The 23,346-nt window shown below is 42.8% G+C and carries 18 protein-coding genes and 1 tRNA gene; 14 read left to right on the forward strand and 5 right to left on the reverse strand.

What is annotated here, in order from left to right; translation table 11 throughout:
• Positions 1–9: 9 nt before the first annotated feature.
• Complete coding sequence (locus PQR79_RS00825; protein ID WP_238105672.1) at positions 10–1,566, reverse strand: anthranilate synthase component 1; 1,557 nt, start codon at positions 1,564–1,566, stop codon at positions 10–12.
• Positions 1,567–2,014: 448 nt separating this feature from the next.
• On the opposite strand from PQR79_RS00825, the gene rnm reads away from it, so the two are divergent.
• Genes rnm through scpB form a run of 4 tightly spaced genes read left to right on the forward strand, consistent with a single transcriptional unit; the run spans position 2,015 to position 4,991 of the window.
• Positions 2,015–2,875 (forward strand): RNase RNM, encoded by an 861-nt coding sequence (gene rnm, locus PQR79_RS00830; protein WP_238105663.1) that lies wholly within the window; start codon positions 2,015–2,017, stop codon positions 2,873–2,875.
• Positions 2,872–3,492: an L-threonylcarbamoyladenylate synthase gene (locus PQR79_RS00835; RefSeq protein WP_238105660.1), complete on the forward strand. Its 621-nt coding sequence runs from the start codon at positions 2,872–2,874 to the stop codon at positions 3,490–3,492. Before rnm ends, PQR79_RS00835 begins: the two co-directional genes overlap by 4 nt.
• Before the next feature lie 33 nt (positions 3,493–3,525).
• Positions 3,526–4,314 (forward strand): segregation and condensation protein A, encoded by a 789-nt coding sequence (locus PQR79_RS00840; RefSeq protein ID WP_238105652.1) that lies wholly within the window; start codon positions 3,526–3,528, stop codon positions 4,312–4,314.
• Positions 4,315–4,349: 35 nt separating this feature from the next.
• A complete protein-coding gene (gene scpB, locus PQR79_RS00845) occupies positions 4,350–4,991 on the forward strand; it encodes an SMC-Scp complex subunit ScpB (RefSeq protein WP_238105649.1) in 642 nt (213 codons plus the stop codon).
• A 28-nt stretch (positions 4,992–5,019) separates the two neighbouring features.
• On the opposite strand, the gene PQR79_RS00850 is transcribed toward scpB, so the two are convergent.
• Complete coding sequence (locus tag PQR79_RS00850) at positions 5,020–5,943, reverse strand: LysR family transcriptional regulator (protein WP_238105639.1); 924 nt, start codon at positions 5,941–5,943, stop codon at positions 5,020–5,022.
• Between the two features lie 187 nt (positions 5,944–6,130).
• Between PQR79_RS00850 and PQR79_RS00855 the strand changes: the two genes are divergently transcribed.
• The 5 genes from PQR79_RS00855 (at position 6,131) to PQR79_RS00875 (ending at position 12,225) form a co-directional block, all read left to right on the forward strand.
• Positions 6,131–7,210: an efflux RND transporter periplasmic adaptor subunit gene (locus PQR79_RS00855; RefSeq protein WP_238105637.1), complete on the forward strand. Its 1,080-nt coding sequence runs from the start codon at positions 6,131–6,133 to the stop codon at positions 7,208–7,210.
• Between the two features lie 3 nt (positions 7,211–7,213).
• On the forward strand, positions 7,214–10,297 hold the full coding sequence (locus tag PQR79_RS00860; protein WP_238105622.1) for an efflux RND transporter permease subunit: 3,084 nt from the start codon (positions 7,214–7,216) through the stop codon (positions 10,295–10,297).
• Between the two features lie 213 nt (positions 10,298–10,510).
• Positions 10,511–11,383, forward strand: a complete 873-nt coding sequence (gene rluB / locus PQR79_RS00865) for a 23S rRNA pseudouridine(2605) synthase RluB (RefSeq protein ID WP_238105620.1) — start codon at positions 10,511–10,513, stop codon at positions 11,381–11,383.
• A gap of 176 nt (positions 11,384–11,559) precedes the next feature.
• On the forward strand, positions 11,560–11,892 hold the full coding sequence (locus tag PQR79_RS00870; protein ID WP_238105617.1) for a hypothetical protein: 333 nt from the start codon (positions 11,560–11,562) through the stop codon (positions 11,890–11,892).
• Positions 11,893–12,139: 247 nt separating this feature from the next.
• Positions 12,140–12,225, forward strand: a tRNA-Leu gene (locus PQR79_RS00875).
• A gap of 310 nt (positions 12,226–12,535) precedes the next feature.
• Here PQR79_RS00875 and PQR79_RS00880 read toward each other — a convergent pair.
• The gene (locus tag PQR79_RS00880) at positions 12,536–12,811 is read right to left on the reverse strand and encodes an HU family DNA-binding protein (RefSeq protein ID WP_238105615.1); all 276 of its coding nucleotides are present in this window, start codon (positions 12,809–12,811) and stop codon (positions 12,536–12,538) included.
• Between the two features lie 270 nt (positions 12,812–13,081).
• Between PQR79_RS00880 and PQR79_RS00885 the strand changes: the two genes are divergently transcribed.
• The 3 genes from PQR79_RS00885 (at position 13,082) to rplY (ending at position 15,745) form a co-directional block, all read left to right on the forward strand.
• Positions 13,082–14,503, forward strand: coding sequence for a L,D-transpeptidase family protein (locus PQR79_RS00885; protein WP_238105613.1), 1,422 nt, complete (start codon positions 13,082–13,084; stop codon positions 14,501–14,503).
• Between the two features lie 287 nt (positions 14,504–14,790).
• Entirely contained in the window at positions 14,791–15,342 is a 552-nt protein-coding gene (gene mepK / locus PQR79_RS00890) for a peptidoglycan L,D-endopeptidase MepK (RefSeq protein WP_238105603.1), read from the forward strand.
• Between the two features lie 115 nt (positions 15,343–15,457).
• Positions 15,458–15,745 (forward strand): 50S ribosomal protein L25, encoded by a 288-nt coding sequence (gene rplY, locus PQR79_RS00895; RefSeq protein ID WP_238105601.1) that lies wholly within the window; start codon positions 15,458–15,460, stop codon positions 15,743–15,745.
• A 64-nt stretch (positions 15,746–15,809) separates the two neighbouring features.
• Here the strand turns inward: rplY and tamB are convergent, their stop codons facing one another.
• Both tamB and PQR79_RS00905 read right to left on the reverse strand, forming a co-directional pair.
• Positions 15,810–19,679, reverse strand: a complete 3,870-nt coding sequence (tamB, locus tag PQR79_RS00900) for an autotransporter assembly complex protein TamB (RefSeq protein ID WP_238105591.1) — start codon at positions 19,677–19,679, stop codon at positions 15,810–15,812.
• A complete protein-coding gene (locus PQR79_RS00905) occupies positions 19,676–21,466 on the reverse strand; it encodes an autotransporter assembly complex protein TamA (protein ID WP_238106159.1) in 1,791 nt (596 codons plus the stop codon). Before PQR79_RS00905 ends, tamB begins: the two co-directional genes overlap by 4 nt.
• A 210-nt stretch (positions 21,467–21,676) precedes the next feature.
• On the opposite strand from PQR79_RS00905, the gene PQR79_RS00910 reads away from it, so the two are divergent.
• Together PQR79_RS00910 and PQR79_RS00915 are read left to right on the forward strand one after the other, a co-directional pair.
• Positions 21,677–22,711, forward strand: coding sequence for an isoaspartyl peptidase/L-asparaginase family protein (locus PQR79_RS00910; protein WP_238105582.1), 1,035 nt, complete (start codon positions 21,677–21,679; stop codon positions 22,709–22,711).
• Between the two features lie 141 nt (positions 22,712–22,852).
• Positions 22,853–23,269 carry a CBS domain-containing protein gene (locus PQR79_RS00915; RefSeq protein WP_238105579.1) on the forward strand — a complete coding sequence of 139 codons (417 nt, stop codon included), beginning with the start codon at positions 22,853–22,855 and terminating at the stop codon, positions 23,267–23,269.
• The last annotated feature ends 77 nt before the right edge of the window (positions 23,270–23,346 follow it).

Consider the following 23,346-nt stretch of genomic DNA (forward strand, 5'->3'; position numbering starts at 1 on the left):
TCGTGTTGCTCATAGTCCACCTCCCATTTTGATGGCAGAAATCACTGCCTGGGCTTTTTGACGGGTTTCGTCGGCTTCGGCTTGGGGATCTGAGTCAAACACGACCCCTGCACCAGCTTGAATATAAGCCACGTCATTTTTAACAAAGGCTGATCGGATAACAATGCAGGTGTCCATGTCACCTAAACCGTTGACATAGCCAACGGCCCCGCCATAACTGCCACGACGGGCTTTTTCTGCTTCGCGCACTAGCTGTGAGGCGCGTACTTTTGGCGCGCCCACTAAGGTCCCCATGTTCATACAGGCCTGATAAGCGTGCAGGGCATCTAAATCGAGACGTAATTGGCCGGTAACTCGACTGACTAAATGCATCACGTGGGAGTAACGATCAACTTTTAATAGTTCGGCCACTTTACGGCTACCACTTTGGCTAATACGGGCGATGTCGTTGCGGGCTAAGTCGACCAACATTAAATGCTCAGACAGTTCTTTTTTGTCTAAACGCAGCTCAAGCTCGATGCGGCTGTCTAAATCAAAATCAATCTCGCCTAGGGCGTTTTTACCGCGCTTGCGGGTACCGGCAATAGGATACACTTCGACTTGGTTACTGGCGGCATCGTATTTCAGGGCGCTTTCTGGCGATGCGCCAAATAAGGTGAAATCTGGACCACGGAAGTAGAACATGTAAGGACTTGGGTTGGTTAATCTAAGCGCGCGGTAGGCTCCTAGGGTATTAGGGCAAGGCAAACTGAAGCAACGAGACGGCACAACCTGGAAAATATCGCCAGCGACAATGTGCTCTTTTAAATCCACGACTGTTTCTTTGAATGCTTCGTCACTGATATTTACGCCAGTGTCAGCATCGACAGGCTTTAGTACAGCAACATCACCTAATGTTGTACATTGCTGACTGACGGTGTCGATTTGAGTTTGCAGTTGCGTTTTAATCGCAGGATCTTGATTAAATTGATGGCTAACAATATCTGCTAGTTGCGTTTGGTGATCGATTAATATCAAGGTTTCAGCAAGGTAAAATAAATAGTCAGGGCAATCGTTATTGGCATTAGGTGCAGCGGGTAGGGGTTCTACCGTGTCGATTAAGTCATAAGCCAGTACACCACCTAAAAATAAGTCTTCAAATTTAACCTCATTATTAGTGTGAATGTGCTGCACAAACATGCGTAAACCATCAAGCGGTGATGTCGACTTTAAGCGCGCATCTTCATCTTGTAACTCGGTGGCTTTTTGCAAGGTGACGATTAATTGATTAGGTTGGCGTTGTAAGCTTGCGTGGCTAAAGAATGTGGCAATTGGCTCAAGTAAGCTGGCGCCATTATCGGTTAGGGCGCTAAACGTCAGTTGATAACCATCACAGCGGATCATCATTGCAGCGTGAGTTAACACGATGCTTTTAAGATGATCTTTACTTTCGACTTCGGCAGATTCAAGCAGCATAGTATGCGGCGCGTTTTGGGTGATTTGCTGGTACAGATTCAGTGGATCTGTATGGTAGGTTAACGCCTGTTTTTGCGTGCTAACCTGAGCGAGTTGAGATTGTGTAGTCACTATGCTGCCGCTCCTTGGGTAATTATGTTTATCATCTGGTTTGCCTTAACTGTTGTTTAACCCGGTAATTCCTATGGGCCAAATAACAATAAAGCCCACATTTCTGCGGGCTTTTTGGTAAAATCTTGTCTCTTAAAATGAGCACAACGCTTCACACCACCCGTTAATTTGGGAAGTGCCACCACCAAGAAATGTGTAATGAAGCTACAGAGTGTGTCATTGTTAATCGCTATTTTAGGGTTCATCTTTCGTGCCTATAGGAAACCCCAGCTGGGCATTAAAGTCAATTGAATATTACTCAAAAACCGCTAAAAAATGTGTTGAGTCCTGTCTGCTGATGATTTATTGAACGTAATGTAAGGCGTTAGCCTAAAAATAGTTGTTATTTACTCAGATTTAATCATTAATCCCAGCAGTATTTTTATTGGTATTCTTGTACAATAAACAGATGATTACACAGACACTATTGGCCGATCTTCATAGCCACACGACCGCCTCTGATGGTCAACTGACTCCAACTCAATTAATTGCTCGCGCCGTTGAAAAGGGCGTCGAGATGTTTGCTATTACCGACCATGACACCGTTAATGGCTTAGCTGAAGCCCACATTGCCAACCAAGCGCATGAGACGCCACTAAAGTTGATAAACGGCTGTGAAATCTCGACGCGATGGAACAGTTTTGATATTCATATCGTTGGGCTTAATATTGATATTACTCATGCAGGGTTATTAACTTTTTTAGCTCATCAACGCCAACTGCGTGAAGTGCGAGCACAAGAAATTGGCGAGCGTTTGGCCAAAGCAGGCATCGAAGGGGCATACGCCGGTGCTAAAGCCATTGCTGGCGATGCGGCGTTAAGCCGGGGTCACTATGCACGTTGGTTAGCTGATAATGGCCATGCGACAGATATGCCCAGTGTGTTTAAAAAGTATTTAGCCCGCGGTAAAACAGGGTACGTGCCCAATAATTGGGGCGACATGGCCACTGCCATTGAGCAGATCCATCAAGCGGGAGGGCTTGCGGTGCTGGCCCACCCTAGCGGTTATAAGTTGTCGGCAAAATGGCTTAAACGCCTTGTGCGTGAATACGCCGAAGCGGGTGGCGATGCCATGGAAGTAATTTTGGGCCAACAAACATTGGACGATCGCAACAATCTTATTGCACTGAGTAAACAGAATAATCTGCTTGCCTCTGTGGGCAGTGATTTTCATTTTCCGAGTAATTGGATCGAACTAGGTAAGAACTTATACCAACCCCAGGGGGTCGAGTGGGTTTGGCAATCTCATAATTGGATGGAACGGACATGAGTCAATTTTTTTATATTCATGATGAAAACCCACAAGCTCGCCTGATTACTCAGGCTGTGGCGATTCTCAAACAGGGTGGGGTCATTGTGTATCCTACCGATTCGGGTTATGCACTGGGTTGCATGATTGGCGACAAAAATGCCATGACCCGTATGGTGCGTATTCGTCAGATAGAAAACGACAATAATTTTTCGTTAATGTGCCGCGATTTATCTGAACTGGCAAACTTTGCCCGGGTTGACAACCAAGCGTATCGCTTACTTAAAAGTTGCACACCAGGGCCATACACCTTTATTTTTAAAGCAACCAAAGAAGTGCCGCGCCGCTTACAGTGCGATAAAAAACGCACTATTGGTATCAGGGTGCCGAATAACTTGATTGCATTAGCGCTGCTTGAAGCGCTGGATGAGCCAATGATGAGCACTAGCTTGGTGATGCCAAACGAGGAGTTTGCTGAGTCAGACCCTGAACATATTCGCGATATTTTAGAGCATCAAGTTGATGGCATTATCCACGGTGGTTATTTACCTGAAAAGCAAACCACAGTGATAGATATGTCTGAAGATGAGGTGGTGATTTTACGACGTGGTGCTGGCGATACCAGTACGTTTGAATAAGCCTCTTGTTAAACTGAATCCAAAGGAATAATCATGCAAGGCACTCAACAAAGCCTTCCGCTAGCAGTCGTGCGCGGCCAAGCGATAGACAGCATGCCGCTAGACTTGTTTATTCCGCCAGAAGCGCTAGAAGTATTTTTAGAAACCTTTGAAGGCCCTTTGGATTTACTGCTGTATTTAATTCGTAAACAAAAACTGGATGTGGTTGATTTACCTATTCAGCAAATTACTCATCAGTATTTGGCTTACATTGAGATTTTAACCGAAGCGCGTATTGAGTTAGCTGCAGATTATTTGGTGATGGCCGCTACCTTAGCCGAAATTAAATCGAGATTATTATTGCCTAAAATGGCCAACGAAGATGACGAGGAAGAAGATCCTCGTGTGGTGCTTATTAGGCAGCTAAAAGCCTATGAAGTGATAAAACAAGCCGCCGCCGATTTAGATGAGCTCCCTCGTATTGACCGCGATGTGTTTCAAGCCTCTGTAATGGCCGCTCCCAGTATTAAATCTGTTGTTGTACCACCAGAGGTGTCGCTAGCCGATATTGCCCGGGCATTTGGTGAGGTGCTTAAACGCATTGATGCGAATGAAGATCACCATGTTAAGCGCGAGCAGTTATCAACTCGTGAGCGCATGAGCCAAATTTTAGCCATGTTATCGAGCTCTGACTATATTAGTTTTGAGCGTTTATTTGATGTGAGTGAAGGACGGGCTGGAGTGGTGGTGAGCTTTTTGGCGTTAATGGAGTTGGTTAAAGAGTTGCTGGTTGAGCTTGTACAAAATGAGCCATTTTCACCTATTTATGTTAAAGCGTTTTAACGGCCGTTTACCATTGTTATTGAGTCCTGGGTGCTATGAATCAAATTAATGCCATTCAATTAAAACAACTTATCGAAGCCAGTCTGTTTGTATTGGGTAAGCCTTTAACCGTCAAGGCATTAAACGAAACCGTATTGGCCGACTTTAGTGTGTCGCGCGTGCGTATTCAAGACGCTCTTGATGAGCTGCAGTTAGATTATCAAGACCGTGGAGTGCAGCTGGTTAAAGTTGCCAGCGGTTATCGGTTCCAAACGCAAGAAATTCTTAGTCCATTTTTACAGCCGCTATGGCAAGAGAAAGCGCCTAAGTATTCACGTGCCACCATGGAAACGCTTGCCGTTATTGCTTATCGTCAACCGGTAACTCGTGGTGATATTGAGCAAATTCGTGGTGTGGCCATTAGCAGCCATATTATTAAGAGCCTACTTGATCGCCATTGGATTAAAGTGGTTGGCCATAAAGAAGTGCCCGGCCGACCAGCTCTGTATGCCACAACCAATCAATTTTTAGATTATTTTAGTTTAAAAAAATTGGCAGATTTACCGGCGCTAACCGATGTTGCATCATTGCAGGCATTGTTTGATAAGGCCAGTATCGCCCTCGATGAACCACTGCCTGATGATGACAGTGAACAAATTGATAGTGATAACAAGCAGCAGGCTGACTCTAGCAAATAACCCCTAATCTAGTTTTTTGAGCGAACGGTTAAATCCAGGGTTTGGCACCCACATTTGAATGAGGTGTGTTTTGGAGTGGAAGCTCAGCTTGCATGAAGTTTAGCAAGCGTTGCCCTGTTAAATTAAAAAAGCGTCGTGACGGGTAAACTAAATACACCACCCCAATATAGGGAGGTAAATCATCAAATAAGCGCAACAGTTTACCTTGTTGCACATCCTCTACACATAAACCTTCTGGTAAATAACCAATTCCTCTACCTAACCGAGTGGCCTCATAAGCGAGATGAATGCTATTGGTACACAGGTTGCCTTTTACCGCTTGCAAAACATCATTTGCTAACGGCACTTCGCTGAACGTCTTACCGTTTGGAAAACGAAATAAAATGGAATTATGTTGCTCAATATCAGCAAGTTTCAGTGGCGTTCCTGCTTTTGCGAGGTATTCTGGGCTGGCAAAAAAGCACATTGCTTCACTAAGGATGGGTTTGGCCACCATATCAAACTCGGTAAAGGTTTCATTGATCATGAAAGCGATGTCAATGTTGTTACGCACCATATCGAGTGGTTCTGTGCTGGTGATGATCTCAATAGAGACTTTTGGATTTTCATCCATAAAGGCAAATATTTTGCTGATCACATTCATTATTTGTGGCACTGGAAATATTAAGATACGTAAATGAGCAGTTAACTCCGCTTTGGTGTCAGTGATTTCTGCTAAGGTTTGCTCAAGATCTGCCAACATTGTTAAGGTTTTTTGATAAAACTGACTGCCAGCAGATGTTAACGAAATAGAACGGCTTAAGCGATGAAACAGCTTAATATTTAATGATTCCTCTAAAGAAATTAACCGGCGACTGACGGTCGATTTTGGTAAGTTGAGTAGGTTTGCTGCTTCAAGTATGCTGCCGGTTTCGACAATACGGTGAAATAAGGCAATGTCTTCGGTTTTCATTCATTGTGCCCAAAATTGTAACGGATAAGTCAAACTCAAATAATGGGATTGATATTCCCAAACAAACCCGTTTAATGCAACTGTAAATCAGCGTATTGTTGTCGTACTTATGTCAATATTTATCCCTCTTCGGACTTATTATCTTTATACCTATGTCTGTTGCATTATTATCACCAAGGATTTTTCGATGAAATATCACTCAATGTTACCGCTAACATTGCTGGTTTCTGTGTTTTTTGCTGGTTGTTCGCAAGCTGAAAAAACCGTAGAGAAAGACGTTATTCGGCCTGTTAAATTATTTGAAGTCTCTGAGACAGCGGCTAACCAAATACATAAATTTCCTGCGAAAGTGGCGGCTAATAGTCGTGCTGAATTATCGTTTAGAGTGTCAGGTCAGTTAGTCAAACTTGATCTTGTTGAAGGCGAACAAGTTGAACAAGGTTATTTGCTGGCAAAGTTAGATGATCGTGATGCTAAAAATAACCTCATGACGAGCGAAGCTAATTACGAGTTTTTGTCGGCAGAGTTTACTCGTAATCAAGCCATGTTTAGCCGTAAATTGATTTCTCAAGCGGCCTTTGACAGCAGTAAAGCACAATTAAAAACGGCTAAAGCAACCTTAGAAGCCGCGAAAGATCAACTCAGTTACACCCGCCTTGAAGCGCCTTTTAGTGGCACCATTGCTAAGCGCATGGTTGATAACCATCAAATAGTACAAGCTAACCAAGGTATTTTGACTCTCCAAAATAATCACTTATTGGATATTAGCATTCAAGTGCCAGAAGCGATCGTCGCCAAGTATGTACAAAAAGTGAACCACGACTTAAAAGCTAAAGTGCGCTTTAGCGCGATGAACGACAGAGAGTTTATCGCGAGTTTTAAAGAATACTCTACTCAAGTGACACCCGGGACCCAGGCGTACGAAGTGGTATTTTCATTAGTGCAACCTCAAGATGTGCGTTTACTGCCTGGTATGAGCGCTGAATTAACGATTAGTGAAACGTCGATTGATGACAGTGTTTTTACCGCAGTGGTCCCGATTACCGCTGTGGATAAAGCTGATACTAATGGCCAAGTGACGGTGTGGAAGTTTGATCCAAAAAACGGTGTTGTTAGCCCTGTAAGTGTGACACTCGGCCGCGTGAGCAATGAAGGTGTTGAGGTGTTAACCGGCTTAAATAAAGGTGACTTTATTGTTGCCGCAGGTATCTCTCAGTTGAGCGCAGGTATGAAGGTCAAGCCATTACACTGGCAGCGAGGAGTATAAGCGATGAGTGTTGCTGAGTACTCAATTAACAACAAAGTGATTAGCTGGATGTTTACGCTATTGCTGCTGATTGGCGGTAGTGTGGCATTTACTGGTTTAGGCCAGCTCGAATTTCCTGAATTTACCATCAAGCAGGCGTTGGTTATTACCGCATACCCTGGAGCATCGCCAGAGCAAGTTGAAGAAGAGGTGACCCTGCCGCTTGAAAATGCCTTACAGCAGTTAGACGGGGTAAAACACATTACTTCAATTAACAGCGCTGGTTTATCGCAAATTCAAATCGAAATTAAAGACAGCTACGATAAATCTCGTTTGCCCCAAGTGTGGGACGAAATGCGTCGTAAAGTCAGCGATACCGAAGGCCAATTACCACCCGGAACGGCTACACCACAAGTGATTGATGACTTTGGTGATGTGTACGGTATTTTACTTAATTTATCGGGCGATGATTTTAACAACCGTGAATTAAGTAACTACGCAGACTTTTTACGCCGTGAACTCGTGTTGGTTCCTGGGGTTAAGAAAGTGTCTGTTGTAGGCAATATTACTGAACAAGTGGTTATTGAAATATCTCAACAGAAGCTGTCTGCTTTAGGATTAGATCAAAGCTACATATATAGCCTAGTGAACAATCAAAACGTGGTGTCTAATGCCGGCAGTATCGTTATTGGCGACAATCGTATCCGATTGCACCCAACGGGTGAGTTTAGTTCAGTAAAAGAGTTGTCTCGTCTCGTGGTGAGTTCACCGGGTAGTACCGAACTTATTTATTTGGGCGACATAGCCCATATTGCCAAAGATTACGATGAAACACCGAGTGTGATTTATCACAACAGAGGCCAGTTAGCGCTCAGTTTGGGGATTTCATTCTCAAGCGGGGTCAACGTGGTTGATGTGGGTGAACGCGTCAATCAGCGCATACAAGAGTTAGAGTCGCAACGACCTATCGGTATGGCTTTAGATACTGTTTACAATCAAAGTCATGAAGTTGATAACACGGTTCAAGGCTTCTTAGTTAACTTACTTGAGTCAATTGGGATTGTTATCGCCGTATTGTTGCTCTTTATGGGGCTTCGGTCAGGTTTATTGATGGGTCTTATCCTGTTACTGACCATTTTAGGTACTTTTATCATGATGAAAGTGCTTGGCATTGAGCTGCAGCTTATTTCGTTAGGAGCATTGATTATTGCACTAGGAATGCTGGTTGATAACGCCATTGTGATCACTGAAGGAGTGCTCATTGGATTACAGCGTGGTAAAACTCGTTTAGCCGCAGCGAAGCTGATTGTATCGCAAACACAGTGGCCGCTATTAGGTGCAACCATTATTGCCATTATCGCTTTCGCACCAATTGGTTTATCACAAAATGCAGCGGGTGAGTTTTGTCGCTCGCTATTTCAAGTATTGATGATTTCATTGTTTATCAGTTGGATTACGGCTATCACATTAACGCCATTTTTCTGTAATGTGTTGTTTAAAGATGCAGAGCCAGGTGATGAAGAAAGTGACCCTTACAAAGGTTGGTTATTTACCGCTTATCGCGGCACATTATCATTCGTGCTTCGTAATCGTATTGTCACCTTATTGTTAGTTCTGGTTATGTTGATATCGGCCGTGTTTGGTTTTGGCTACATCAAAAATGTGTTTTTCCCTGCGTCGAATACGCCGATTTTCTTTGTGGATGTATGGATGCCTGAAGGAACAGACATTAAAGCTACCGAGCGTTTTATATCACAGATAGAACAAGAGCTGATGCAAGAGGACGAGAAAAACAATACCGGCATGGTGCATTTGTCGAGTGTTATTGGCCAAGGCGCACAACGTTTTGTATTGCCATATCAACCTGAAAAAGGTTATGCCGCATTTGCACAGATGCTCATCGAAATGGAAGATTTAGATGCCGTTAAAGCGTACATGCCAAAAGTTGAACGCTATTTAACGCAACGCTTCCCGCAAGCGCAATACCGATTCAAAATGATGGAAAATGGTCCTTCGCCAGCAGCGAAAATCGAGGCTCGTTTTTACGGTGAAGACCCTCAAGTGTTACGTGCTTTAGCAACGAAGGCCGAAGCTATTTTCCGTGCTGAGCCGGCAATGGATGGTGTACGTCATGATTGGCGTAATCAAGTGCCTGTTATCCGCCCGCAATTACTCAATGCCCAAGCTCGTGAGACTGGGATCAGTAAGCAGGATTTAGATAACGCGTTACTGCTTAACTTTAGTGGTAAGCAAATTGGCATATACCGTGAAACCAGCCATTTATTGCCGATTATTGCTCGTGCCCCTGCGGAAGAGCGATTGCACGCAGACAGTTTATGGAAAATGCAAATTTGGAGTACCGAGAACAATACTTTTGTGCCAGCAACGCAAGTTGTCAGTGAATTTACTACTGAATGGGAAAATCCTTTGGTGATGCGCCGAGACAGGATCCGCATGTTAGCTGTGTTGGGCGATCCTAAGTTAGGTTCAGACGAAACCGCTGACTCAGTGCACCGCAAGGTAAAAGCAAAAGTCGAAGCCATTGAGTTACCCTCAGGTTACCGATTAGAGTGGGGCGGCGAATACGAATCCGCGGGCGAAGCGCAAACGGCTGTATTTAGCTCTATTCCACTGGGCTATTTGGCAATGTTTTTAATTACCGTATTGTTGTTTAATTCGGTAAGGCAGCCTTTAGTGATTTGGTTTACTGTGCCACTGGCGGTTATTGGGGTATCAGCAGGCTTACTGTTGTTTGACGCACCTTTTAGCTTTATGGCTTTGCTTGGTTTGCTGAGTCTGTCGGGCATGGTGATCAAAAACGGTATTGTATTAGTTGAACAGATAAACCTTGAACTTCATGATGGCGCGGCACCGACAAATGCATTAGTGCATTCTTGTGTAAGTCGTGTACGCCCAGTAATGATGGCAGCCATCACCACAATGCTGGGGATGATCCCGCTCATTAGTGATGCCTTTTTTGGCTCTATGGCGATCACGATTATCTTTGGTCTTGGGTTTGCATCTTTGTTAACTCTAGTGGTATTGCCAGTGATGTATAGTTTATTGTTTAACATTCGTTTCGATAAACAAGATATCCCTCACGGTTAAATACAAGGTAAGTTAAACTTAATGACCGCCGCCTCATCTCTCTGGGTTGGCGGTTTTTTTTGTTATTTTTTGCTCGTTTGCCACATTCAGCGTATAATCAGCGCACTTTTCTAATTGTATGCGCTATAGGCGGGTACAATCCTAAAAAGACAATAAAGCAAAATGTAATGAACCTTTTGCTTTTTATAGAATTTCTTTAAAGAGTCCCCGCTAATGAGTGAAAAATTGCAGAAAGTCTTGGCCCGTGCAGGCCATGGCTCCCGTCGTGAGATGGAGGCATGGATTGCTGCAGGCCGAGTTAGTGTTGACGGTGAAATTGCCAGTTTAGGCGATCGTGTTGAAGCTGATGCTAAAGTACGTATTGATGGCCGCGCGATTTCATTAAAATCAGCAGATGACATTATTTGTCGTGTGCTTGCTTATCATAAACCTGAAGGTGAAATCTGCTCGCGTAAAGATCCTGAAGGCCGTACAACCGTATTTGAACGTTTACCTAAAGTGCGCGATGCACGCTGGGTTGCCGTCGGTCGTTTAGATATAAATACCTCGGGTTTATTGTTATTCACCTGTGATGGTGAATTAGCTAATCGTTTAATGCATCCATCAAACGAAGTTGAGCGTGAATACGCCGTGCGTACCTTTGGTGAAGTGCCAGAGGCAGCGGTACAACGTTTACGAACAGGTGTAACGTTAGAAGACGGCCCTGCACAATTTGATAGCATTAAAGCGGCTGGTGGTGAAGGTATTAACCAATGGTGGCATGTGACTCTACGTGAAGGGCGTAACCGTGAAGTGCGTCGTTTATGGGAATCACAAGAAGTGCAAGTAAGTCGCTTGATCCGTGTGCGCTATGGTCAGGTTGAGTTACCCAAAACCTTACCCCGTGGTGGTTGGATTGAGCTACCCATTGATCAAGTTAACTATTTACGTCAACTTGCTGGTTTAGAGCCTGAAACTCGTTCACTGCTTGGCACAGACAAACACAGTGTTGCCCGCTCTAAAGTGAAAAGTGCTAAAATCCGCCGTGCTGTTCGCAAGCATAAAGTGGGGTCAAACCACGGAAAGCCAACCCGCCAACGTGACTAGTTACAGTGGTTGGGTTCTACTCATAAAGGTCGCTTAGGTGGCCTTTTTTATTGGCTGATATTTTAGATTAAATTCTACTTGTTTAAAGTCCAATCTCAGATATGATCCGCACCGTAATTAAGGCTATACCTTACAAGCTCTTTGTCAGGCTTAGGTATTATTGTGAGTGTTTGAAAATGATGAAAAAACTGTTTGTATGTCTATTGGTGTCGTTGGTGGTTGGTTGTGCGTCAGCACCAAGCTGGGAAGGCATGTCTGAGCGTGAAATTAGTCAATGGAAATCAATAGGTTTTGATGCCACTCAAGCTCAAAACTGGCGAGTAAGAGGTTTTAGCGCTAACGAGGCCGATGGTTGGGTGCAAGCTAATTTTAGTTTAGACACTGCCACTATTTGGGCTAAAGAGTCTTTTAATGTAGAAGAAGCGCAGGTGTGGTCAGAAGCGGGCTTTGACATTGATGACGCAGTGACCAACCGCAGTAAAGGGTTAACACCTGTTAGAGCGAATTAATTACGCGAGTGGTGAAGGATAATATAGAAGACTGCTGAGGTTAACTTACTCAGTTTGCTGTAATTTAAATCGAATTGACGAATTTTGAAGCGTTCAGTTCTGTTAAGATAATATTTTTGTTGCTTGGTGTAAAAAAATCAGTAAAGTATGCACCAAGTTAAGCGGGACGCGAAAAACGACCTAAATTAACTTGGTGAAAATCGAAATTTAGTGCCTTGATATTTGATATCAAAACACAGCAAGTTTTGCCCGAGTGGTGGAATCGGTAGACACAAGGGATTTAAAATCCCTCGCTGAATAAGCGTGCCAGTTCAAGTCTGGCCTCGGGTACCATTATTTACAGTAAGAAATGACATACGTAAGTATGGTGTAAAAAAGCCTCAACTCATGTTGGGGCTTTTTTGCATCTGTCATTTAACCTTTAACCTTTAACCTTTAAAGTTAAAGGTTAAAGTCAAAAGTAAAATCCCTCGTGCTCTGGTTGAACATCAGGCGTGCCTACATTCTTGGCCTGCATTGCTATTGGGGGGAGTTTAAGCGTATGAGGAAGCCTATTAGCCTCAATCATGCTAAGTAAGAGGCTAATCAATTAGGTTAGGGTACGCGTTTAGGGACGACGAAAACCTGTATAAGTAGACACGGTTTAGTCATTGAGTGATGCTTTTAACGCTGGCGCCGCTTTAAAACTAGGTTGGTTAAACCCGTCAATCTCGATGGTTTCACCTGTTTGTGGATTTCGGCCTATTTTAGGTAAATGGAAGCGGAGCTCAAAGGTGCCAAATTGCGGAATATAGATTTTCTCACCTTCTGATAAACCTTGATGAATGACGTGTAAAATTTGATCAAGCTGCTGTTTGACTTGAGTTTGAGGGATATCCATTTTGATTGCCATCGATTGGATAAGTTGCTTTTTATTCATTGTTTCCTCTTTGCTAAATGCGCTGCTAGCGCACCTTATATCAATTCACATTCTGTCTTCCTAGTTGTCTATCCATTAATTAATGTTAACTGGTTAATTTTTATATTCATGCATGATTTGTGTACTGGTAGGTAACGCTTTGGTATGAAGTTTTGTTACTTAAATGTATCTGTCATTCAAAGGTGATATTTTTTGCCATAATCAATTTAGCGATTTAACCATGATGTGAAACGTGACAATATGGAGGTGTAGTGGCAGATGGAGAAGTGCATGCTTAACAAATCGAAGCGGCCAGTCGTTGTAAGTATTATCAGTTTATGGCTGATATGTTTGCTACCTTCTTCATTGGTTCAAGCCTCTGAGCAGTATAATAATTTAACTCAACATGTCTTACTGCAATATTTAGCTGAGCCCACGGCTGAGCGTCAAAAATACCTCGCTATTTTACAATCAGGATCTGCCGCTCAACAATTAGAATATATCGATAATATCCAACAAAGTGTGGCTGACTTTTGGCATAAAAAACAAGTGTCATTAGCTTTTGATACGTTAGATGGTCATGCATCTGTGATTGATAAAAATATTGCCTTAGAGCCTGCTGTCGATGATTACCTTGGGGTTATCAATTATCTGCGTAAATTAATGTGGTTAGCCGAAACACAAGAATGGCAAGCCATTGAGCCTGGTGGCTTACTGCGACCCGGTGATGGCCATCCGAGTATCAAACAAATTAGTCAGCGCTTGTGGTTGCTCGGTGATGCCAATGAATACCTTGCCGATGAAGTGGTGTATTTGCCGACTTTGGCAGAGAGTGTGCAGCGTTTTCAATCTCGTCACGGTTTAAAGGCCGACGCGGTTATTGGCCCAAGAACTTTATTTTGGTTAAACCAAACACCTCAACAACGCGCAACAATGTTAGCCAAAAGTTTTGTTGAAAAAACGACCTACCTAAGTCAATTGCCGCAACCTTATCTGTTGATTAATATCCCCGCATTTCAAATGGTTTTAGTCGACGATGATCAGGTGGTATTGTCATCGAAAGTGATTGTTGGAAAGCCATACCGACAAACCCCGCAGATGACGGGGCAAATATCGAATATCATTATTAATCCGACCTGGACAGTGCCAAGGCAACTGTTGACTCAAGACATTTTGCCGCATGTGAGGCAGAACGGTCATTACTTCACTGACAAACGTTTTGATGTGTTTGATTATGAGGGTAATCGAATTGATTATACGCCGCAGCAATGGCAGCAAGAGGCCAGAGGACGCTTTCCTTATCGTGTGGTGCAACGCCCAGGTGGTGATAATGCGCTAGGTCGATATAAATTTCATTTTAATAATGATCAAAACATCTATTTACATGACACTCCAACCAAGTCTTTGTTCGCGCAGTCTGATCGTGATTTATCGTCTGGATGTGTGCGTATTGAAAAAATACAGCAATTGGCAGATTGGTTTGCTAACCGCCTCGTGATCGACAAGCGTACCTGGAAACGCTTACAGGCTAATTATACCAAAACTCAGTGGTTTGCTCTGTCGTCGACCTTGCCCGTGCACATGGTGTATTGGCCTGCTTGGGTCGACGAGCATCACCTTGCACAATATCGAGATGATATTTATCAATTGATACCGCCACAATCACTGAACTTATTAAGCCAGAAAGAACAGCCTAAAGGTGTCGTGCAATAACGATGGTACTCGCAGCAACTGTAAAACGATAAGATAACTGTTTAAATGAAACAAAGTTAATAAATATCTTGTTTTAGCTAACCGCTTGAGCAGTATCACACTATTACCTCCATTTGTGTGTCAATCGCCTATCCCTACATTACCAGACTTGCATTTATCGCTATTAATGTTTAATTTACTCATCAGTTGGATAAAAAAGCAACAATGCAAGTCTGGCGTTGTGATGACGAAAATCGTGCTTTAATAGCCGATAAGTAATGTAAATTAGTAATTAAAGTGGTGTGTAAATGACAATTGAGTGCCTAACTCGTCGGCAAGTTTTATTAGGCTTAAGCGGTGCCGCTGTGGCAACGATGTTGCCCAATACCGCGCAAGCAAGCCGTTCTACTCACGGTGTTAAAGAACTTCATTTTTATAATCGCCATACAGGTGAAAGCAGCCAAGGTAGTTTCTGGGTTGATGGCCAATATCAAGCAGATATTTTGACTGAGTTTAATCAGGTTTTGCGCGATCATCGCCAAAATGTAGCTGCACCTATTGATAAACGTTTATTTGAATATTTGTATAAATTGCAACTTACATTAAATAATCAAGATGAAATCCATGTTATTTCAGCTTATCGTTCGCCTAAAACGAATCAAATGTTGGCCTCAAAAAGTAAAGGTGTTGCAAAAAAGAGTTATCACATGAAAGGTATGGCAATGGACATCGCGATTCCTGGTGTTAGCACTAAAAACCTTCGTGACGCGGCGGTGTCTTTAAAGCTGGGGGGAGTGGGTTTTTATCCTCGTGATGGCTTTATTCATGTTGATTGTGGTCCGGTCAGGCGTTGGGGTTAACATTCGCTTGTGAGGCTTCATCGGTTATGGTAATATCCGCGCGCTTTATTTGAGTCATCGTTGGTCGAAAATGATGACGCCTTTATACTTTTATTATTAAGTGAGTGACTAACTAATGTCTTACACATTCAACGCACAAACCCGCACTGAAATCGGGAAAGGTTCGAGCCGCCGCCTACGTCATGCTGGTCAAGTTCCTGCTGTTATCTATGGTGCTGGTCAAGAGCCTGTATCAATCAAGATTGCACACAAAGATGTCATCAACCTTCAATTAAACGATGATTTCTACACTTCTGATTTGACTATCGTTTTAGATGGTAAAGAAATCAAAGTACGTGTACAAGCTGTACAACGTCACGCGTTCAAGCCAATGATTGAACACTTTGACTTCAAATTCGCTTAATAGCTAATTTGAAATAAAAAGCGCCCAAGGGCGCTTTTTTTGTGTCTTAATTTTATGCTAGAACCTAGTCGATTTCGAAACTGTAGTAGATATCTAACGACTGGCTCAACGTGCTTGATACACTTTCAAGGTACAGTTGTGACAATAAATAATAGCGTACGGTCATTTCATACCCTGGATTAAATACTCCTACACCATATTTAATCATTAAATCTTCACCGATATAGCCACTCACTGCGACTTTGCCATCATCATTGGTATCTAGTTGAACGTTAGAGAAACCAAATTTCTCAATTAATCCTGTCGCAGTGCTGCCGATACTGTTCATGGCACCACCATCAAACTGGGCCCCTAAACTGAGTGCCGCTCCCATCATTAATGAGTTACTTTGTTCATTTGAAGTAGAGGTAAACCCTTTACCTGTTAAAATATAAGATAACACTTCAGCTTGTTCTTTTACCGGGCTAGAAAACAATGTCACTACTGGTCGCATTGGGGTTCCTGTGACTCTTACGCCAGCGGTAATATCTTCATCTTTAATATCGCGGGTCGCTTCAATATTCAGATTAGGCACTGATATTGGTCCGACAAACTGAACCTCACCAGTATCAATGGTGAGTGTTTGCCCCATAAATTTGTAACTGCCATTATTGATCTTAACATCACCAAATAACATTGGTGGCTTAAAGGCTTGTTGTTGTAATAGTAAATTACCAGAGAGCTTTCCTTTAAGGCCCATGCCATCAACGGTAAGGTTTTTGCCTACATTGACATTAACATCCGCAGTAATGGCATACGGACTGGTTTTCACCGTCTGTTCTGAAATCGAGTCGTTAAACACAACGTCATTTGATACAGCGATACCGCCCTCTGCTAGTGGCACAATCTTGATCTGTCCAGATGGCACATTTATCTGACCTTTTACAGCAAATAATTTTTGGTCGAAGGTCATGTTAATGTCAGGAGAAACACTTAAAATCGCCATTGGCGGCTGAATAACGGCCAAATTACTGCCTTTAATATTTATATCACCACTAAACTGGCCTTGTGGCCATGCTAGAGTTCCTTGTGTGCTCACTTCGCCATCGCCCATATGCCATTGGCCGCTGAGTTGTCCTTGTTGGCCTTCTAGCGCTAAAGACAAATACAGCTTGTCAATCAATGTTGGGTTAGAAGAGAGGGCAAACGCTCCATCATTGAGCTTAATATTACCTGATACGCGTGGTTCCATAAGCGAGCCATTTAATGTTAATCGACTAGACAGTAAGCCTTCTAAGGTTGCAAGCCTTGGGAAAAACTCACCAAATGGAGCCAAATTTAATGCATTAATGTCGATGTTACCTTGCAATGTCCTATCTGGGGTGATGTTGACACTCAGTTGGCTTTGCCAATTAGCAATACCTGATGAATTAAAACTAAGGCTACTGTTGACTTGTTTTTCATCGAGTGATGCATGGAGTAATAATTGTTGATAATCAATGCTCACCGGCTTTGTTTTAGCGCGGGTGAGGGTAATGTTGCCTGGCATTAGGGTAAACTGTAAATCAGCGGTTGGTTTTTTGCCTTTGGCCCAATGGATTTCGCTAGTAAGGGCTGCTTGGCCGTCCCAGGTTATTTTTTTCGATAAAATCGGGGCAAATAACTGCCCAGGATTACCTGAAAAATTAATATTTGCTTGCCCGGTATGACCTAAATTGATGTCGTTGACTAAACAAAGTCTATTGTGTGGGTGCACTAGGCAAAAACCACTGAGCTTGCCGATTTGCTTTGATTGGTCCCAGTTTATGGTTATGGGGGTGTTTTGCTGCCATATGCCGAGCGCATTCGCTATATTGAACTGAGTCAACACGCCTTCAAACCGTTGTTTATCAAGGTCACTGGTACTGGCTAATTGGCTGTTAATTACGATATCGCCGAGCGTGCTCAGTGTGGTTTGTTGCTGATGTTGGTCACCTTCGCTGCGTAAGGTCAGTTCACTTAATTTGTAATTGTTCCAAAAAAGTAACGAGTTTTTGATGTCGATACTGTAGCGATGCTGCTCATAAGGTTGGTAATTGGCAACCAATGACACGTTATCGATTTTACTGCCGTGATAACTTAACTTATTAATTTGCGCGTCAACATCAACAATCGGATTGGCGCTATTACCACTGACATCGACCTTAGCATATATACTGCCGCGACCACCTTTGAGCCATTGTCTTAAATCGGGCACATTGAGTTCAGCATCAATATCCCAAATTGTGTCGGCGGTGCCGTTAACGATTAAATGTGCTCCTAACGCGTGTGCCTGCAAGTTATCAGCATTGATAGCAAGCGCCTGGTTGAGCGTAATATTGCCTTGTAGATTGAGTGGATACCCATTAAGGCGTCCGCTAAGATCAGCCTGTTCAATTGCTACTTGCCAGTTGTTTTTATTCACCATGCCCTGGTGAGTAAAGTGGCCACTAAATAGACTTGTCATCGGGCTATATTGACTGAGGTAGTCGATATGCTGCAGTTGAATATCATTGGTTATCACGTTGACTTGCCAGTTGAGATCATTTTTATATGATAACTGGCCGTCTAAATCGATATTGCCAGCAATTGACTTGACACTTAACTGATTAACTTTAAGTGTTTTATTACGATTATCAATATCGGCAACAATATCAAGATTAGGGTGATAAGGTGTCGTCAATTGCCCTTGTAATTTGGCTATTTGGTCGTGTAAATCACCTTGACTACTTAAGTGTTTTATTTGAGTGATATACTGAGGTTGTAGCATTGGCCATTGTATATAGGTATCGCTAAGCTCGAGCTGGTAAGCAAGCTGTGCTGAGGTGAGGTCTACGGTTGCTGCCAAGTTAAACCGATTATCACCTTTGGCGATGGCATTTATATTGAGCTGAGATAAGTCTTGAGTTAACTCAAGACGTAAACTGTGATTTGTTAACCCTGGCAACTCATCCACTTCTTTGATATTAGCCTGGAGTTTGAGCGTTAGCGGGTAGTTTTGTTCAAACGCGATATCACCAATTACTGTCACATCGCCATAATCATGTGCGATGTCGAGTTGGCTAATACCAAGCTGGAAGGCTCTAAAGTTAGCCCCTAATCTGATGAGGCTAAAATGATCAACCCGCTCTCCAATAATCAGCTCGCTTTGTGTTGCCTCTAATTGTTTTACTTTCAGCGGAAATGGCATGTATATTTGCGGCAAATTGGCTAGTGGCCAATCGTTTTCGTTGAGGTCATCTGCCAGGTTTTGTTGGGTTGACGTTGGGGTGGTTGGAATGTTGACCATCAGACCTAAACTGCTTAAGTGGTCAATTTGCAAACCGCTTTCATTCCAAATCGCTTCTGTTGCCAACTCATCAGCGTGAAAAATCATCTTGTTAACGGTGACATCAACTTGTTTAAATTGCGCTTTATTAAGGCTTATCGTTATAGGTAATAGTAACTCTTGATGACTGGTTTGTTCAGGCTCTATGGCCTCGCCATGGCTAGGCGTACTATGGGGAATATCATCAGTAACAATATCAACCTTAAGCTTTGATGCAGAGAGGTTTGACACGCACACCTGACTGTTAATAAGGCAGGTCGGTATCCAATTAAGTTCAACGTCTTGTGCATCAACACTGATGCCGGGCATTGTCCATGATAAGTGATCTAATGTTAAGTCACTATTAAGCGTGCCTGATTGATAGTGCGCGCTAATATCACTAACAAATTGATTAACTAGCACGACAGTCACTTTACTGCCAAAAGGTGTACCAATTAATACCGCAATCAGCATCAATAATATCAGTGGCACATAGATTAAAATGCGGGTGTAGAGCTTTATAAAACGCCATATTTTGGCTTGTAAGCTCAGCGGTGCGTGCTTTTGCTTTGTCGTGGTTTGTGTGTTGTCATCCACTGGCGGGGTTTGTGGTGTTGTTTTATCTATCATAAGTCTGTCCCCATGGTTAAATGGAAACGATAAGAACGTGCAACCGTTTCGGTTTCTTTTAAACCAAAACCTAAATCAAGTTTGATGGGGCCAATTGGGGAAATCCAGTGAACCCCCCCCCCCACAGCGACAACAGGTTCAAGTTGACCAGTATCAAAAGCATTACCCGCATCAACGAAGCTAGCAACTCGCCAGGTAGGGGTTAAATAATATTGATATTCGATACTTCCCACCGCCAAATAACGCCCCCCAACAACTTGGCGCGATAGGCCTCCCTCGCTATTGGTATAATCAATATAAGGGCCGAGCTCTTGATAACTGTAACCACGAATACTTTGATCTCCACCGGCAAAATAACGCAAAGACGGCGGAATTTGGCTGATATCATTATCACTGGCAATGTTGGCGCCTAAATCAATCCGCGCCACAAAACGGTGATTATCGAATATCGTTTCTATCCATTTAAAGCGAGCTTGCAAGCGGGCTAAACGGATGGTCGACCCTAAAGACGGATCGGCATATTGCACACTGTATGTTTGTCTAAATCCCGATTTAGGGTCCAAGGTATTATCACCACGGATAGTTTTGGTGAGGTTATAACCCATTAAATATAAGCGCGGGTCATAATCGGTATCTTCTTGCTCATAAAACTCTCTAATAGACTCAAGAGAATAGCCATATAGCCAATTGTGTTTTGAGCGTAATTGCCTCGACAACCCCAGTAGATATTTTTCAGACTCTAATTGGCCTGTATTCTCGAATGAGCGACTTTCTTCGTCATAATCCTGAGTGACGCCATAAGTGTCGCGTAATAAACCAGCCTTTATTTTTAGCTGGTCATTTAACGGATGACTCAATGGAATGGTATAGGTGGTTAAGATTTTTGGGCGCTCAGGAGACCATTCAGCAGTGGTTTCTTGAAAGTGACCATAACGGTTAATTTGCGGGGTCCGCCAAGTGAGTCGCACTCTAGGTTCAAAGGTGTCTTCGGTACTGTTACCGATGTCGGCACCTAAACCGACTTCAATTAAATGGCTTGGTTTTGGGCTTAACTCTACTTTGATAGGGACCAGACCATCGTTGATTTTATCTATTTGCGGCAAGACTTTAATATTACTAAAGTAACCTGTATCTAATAGGTTACGGTTAAATTCGGTTAATTGCTGAGTCGCGTAGGGGGCGGAGGCATCAAATGGAATTAAAGCTGCTAGTACGTCCTCATTTAATGTGCTGCCATTAAAATCGACTTCTCCAAACACATAACGTTTGCCGGAATCAAACTGTAAATTAATTTGTGCAGTATTTAAATCACGATTGATGCTGATTTCTGAGCGGGTGTATTGACCATCAAAATAACCTCTTGCTAATGCAAGGGTAACCAGTTGTGATTTTATTGAATCATATACCCCATGATTTAAGGTGTCGCCAGGCTTTATTTTGAGGGTGTTTAGCCATAAAGCAAACATGTCATCTTGCAGCATGTCGCCAGTGAAATTAATATCAACCCATTGAATAACAACCGGATCGCCAGGAGTAATATTGATATTAAGCTCCCAAGGGCCTGACTCCGTTTCTTTAATGTCAATATCGACAATCCCATGGTAATACCCCATTGACTCTAAGGCATCTTGAGTATTGTCTTCGACGGTAAATAAAAACGCTCTGCGCTGCACATCAGAGTCAGGCAAGGTGCCCAGATGCGCATTGATATTATTGGTTAGCTTTTTGTTGGCACCACTGATGTTCACTTTTAACCAATTTGCGTCAGCCAGCGCAAAGCCTGACATCAGTAAGGTCAAAAATAATAATAACAATTGGCCAAAAGTAATACGTTGAGTGGACAAATTAAGCAAATTTTCCAAAAGTGATGCGGGTGACATGTGTCACCATGATTAGAATGCTATTGTCGCTATAAAGATGAAAACTCGCAACATTATCATTGTAATAAGTCATATAAATGGTTACAAAGATATACGTGTTTCAAGGACTTGCCGATCATGAATAAATTATATTTAACCTTTGCCTTATGTTTAGGCCTTGGCGCTAATAGCGTACTAGCTCAAGAACAAAGCCCGATTACCATTGCCATTCACGGTGGCGCAGGCACTATTAATGCGGCTGATTTGACCGCAGAGCAACAACAAGCCTACCGCGACAAGCTGACTGAAGCTGTTAATCGCGGTTACCAGATATTAGAGCAGGGAGGAGAGAGTGTTGATGCGGTAAAAGCAGCAATTAACATTTTAGAAAATAGCCCATTATTTAATGCTGGTGTTGGCGCGGTCTATACCTTTGATGGCGGCCACGAACTTGATGCGTCAATTATGGACGGTAAAAGCATGAATGCCGGTGCCGTCGCTGGGATAAAACACATTAAAAACCCAATAGATTTAGCGATAGCAGTCATGCACAAATCACCCCATGTCATGTTGTATGGCGAGGGGGCTGAGGAGTTTGCCTTAACTCAACAATTTGACTTAGTGCCAAATAGTCATTTTGATACCGCACATCGTTATTCACAATTACTTGATGCCAAAGCCAGTATTATCAAGGCTGAACATGCTAACGGTGGTGATTATCAAGCGTCTGTTAGTATGTTAAAAGCGCATTATAAATTTGGCACCGTTGGCGCAGTTGCGCTTGATAAAAAGGGTAACTTAGCGGCTGGGACGTCAACGGGTGGTATGACAGCCAAACGCTTTGGCCGTATTGGCGATTCACCCGTCATTGGCGCGGGCACTTATGCTGAAAATGGCGTTTGTGCTGTATCTGCAACAGGGCATGGTGAATACTTTATACGTTACCAAGTGGCTGGCGATATTTGTGCAAAAGTAAAATACCAACACAAAACCATTATCCAAGCCGCAGATGAGGTGATTAATCATACCTTAGTCACCGCAGGTGGCACAGGTGGGGTTATCGCGATTGATCAACAAGGTAACATTGCAACGCCATTTAATACCCAGGGAATGTACCGCGCAACTCGTCATCAAGGACAAGAAGCCAAGGTCATGATATGGCGAGAAAACTAATTGTTTATTAACCGATTAAGTTAATCGGTTAAATTTACTGTCCAGATAATTATTCTTGACTAAACTTAAGTTATATCGGCATTAATCGATATGCTTTTTATGTTTATATTTGCACCAATTGTTGTGCATTTTGGGGGTTATATGGATTCGATTAAAATTAAAGACCACATGGATAGACGTCCTGTTTTACTCAATAAAAATATGTCGTTAGCCATTGCAGTTGAACAGCTGCTTACTCACAATAAAAGTGGTGCACCGGTTGTAGATGAAAAAGGTGAGCTGGTGGGCTTTTTATCGCAACAAGATTGTTTAGCTGTGATGTTAAAAAGTAGTTACCACTGCGATATGACCAGTATTGTTGAAGATTGCATGAAAAGCCCGGTGTTATCTGTTGCGCCCGATGACAGTATTTTACAATTAGCTGAGCAAATGCTCGGTGCTAAACCCAAAATATACCCAGTAATAAGCAGTGGTAAAGTGATTGGTACGATTAATCGTACCAATGTACTTAACGCCATGAATACCTATATGCAACAGTGTTATCTCACTCCGGCATAACAATCGTCAAAATCAATACCATTATGCTGTTTTCCTTGCTAGGATCGCTTTTTTCGATGTAAGCAAGGGAATCAGAT

It is taken from the genome of Shewanella metallivivens (assembly GCF_028750675.1).
GTDB lineage: Bacteria > Pseudomonadota > Gammaproteobacteria > Enterobacterales > Shewanellaceae > Shewanella > Shewanella metallivivens.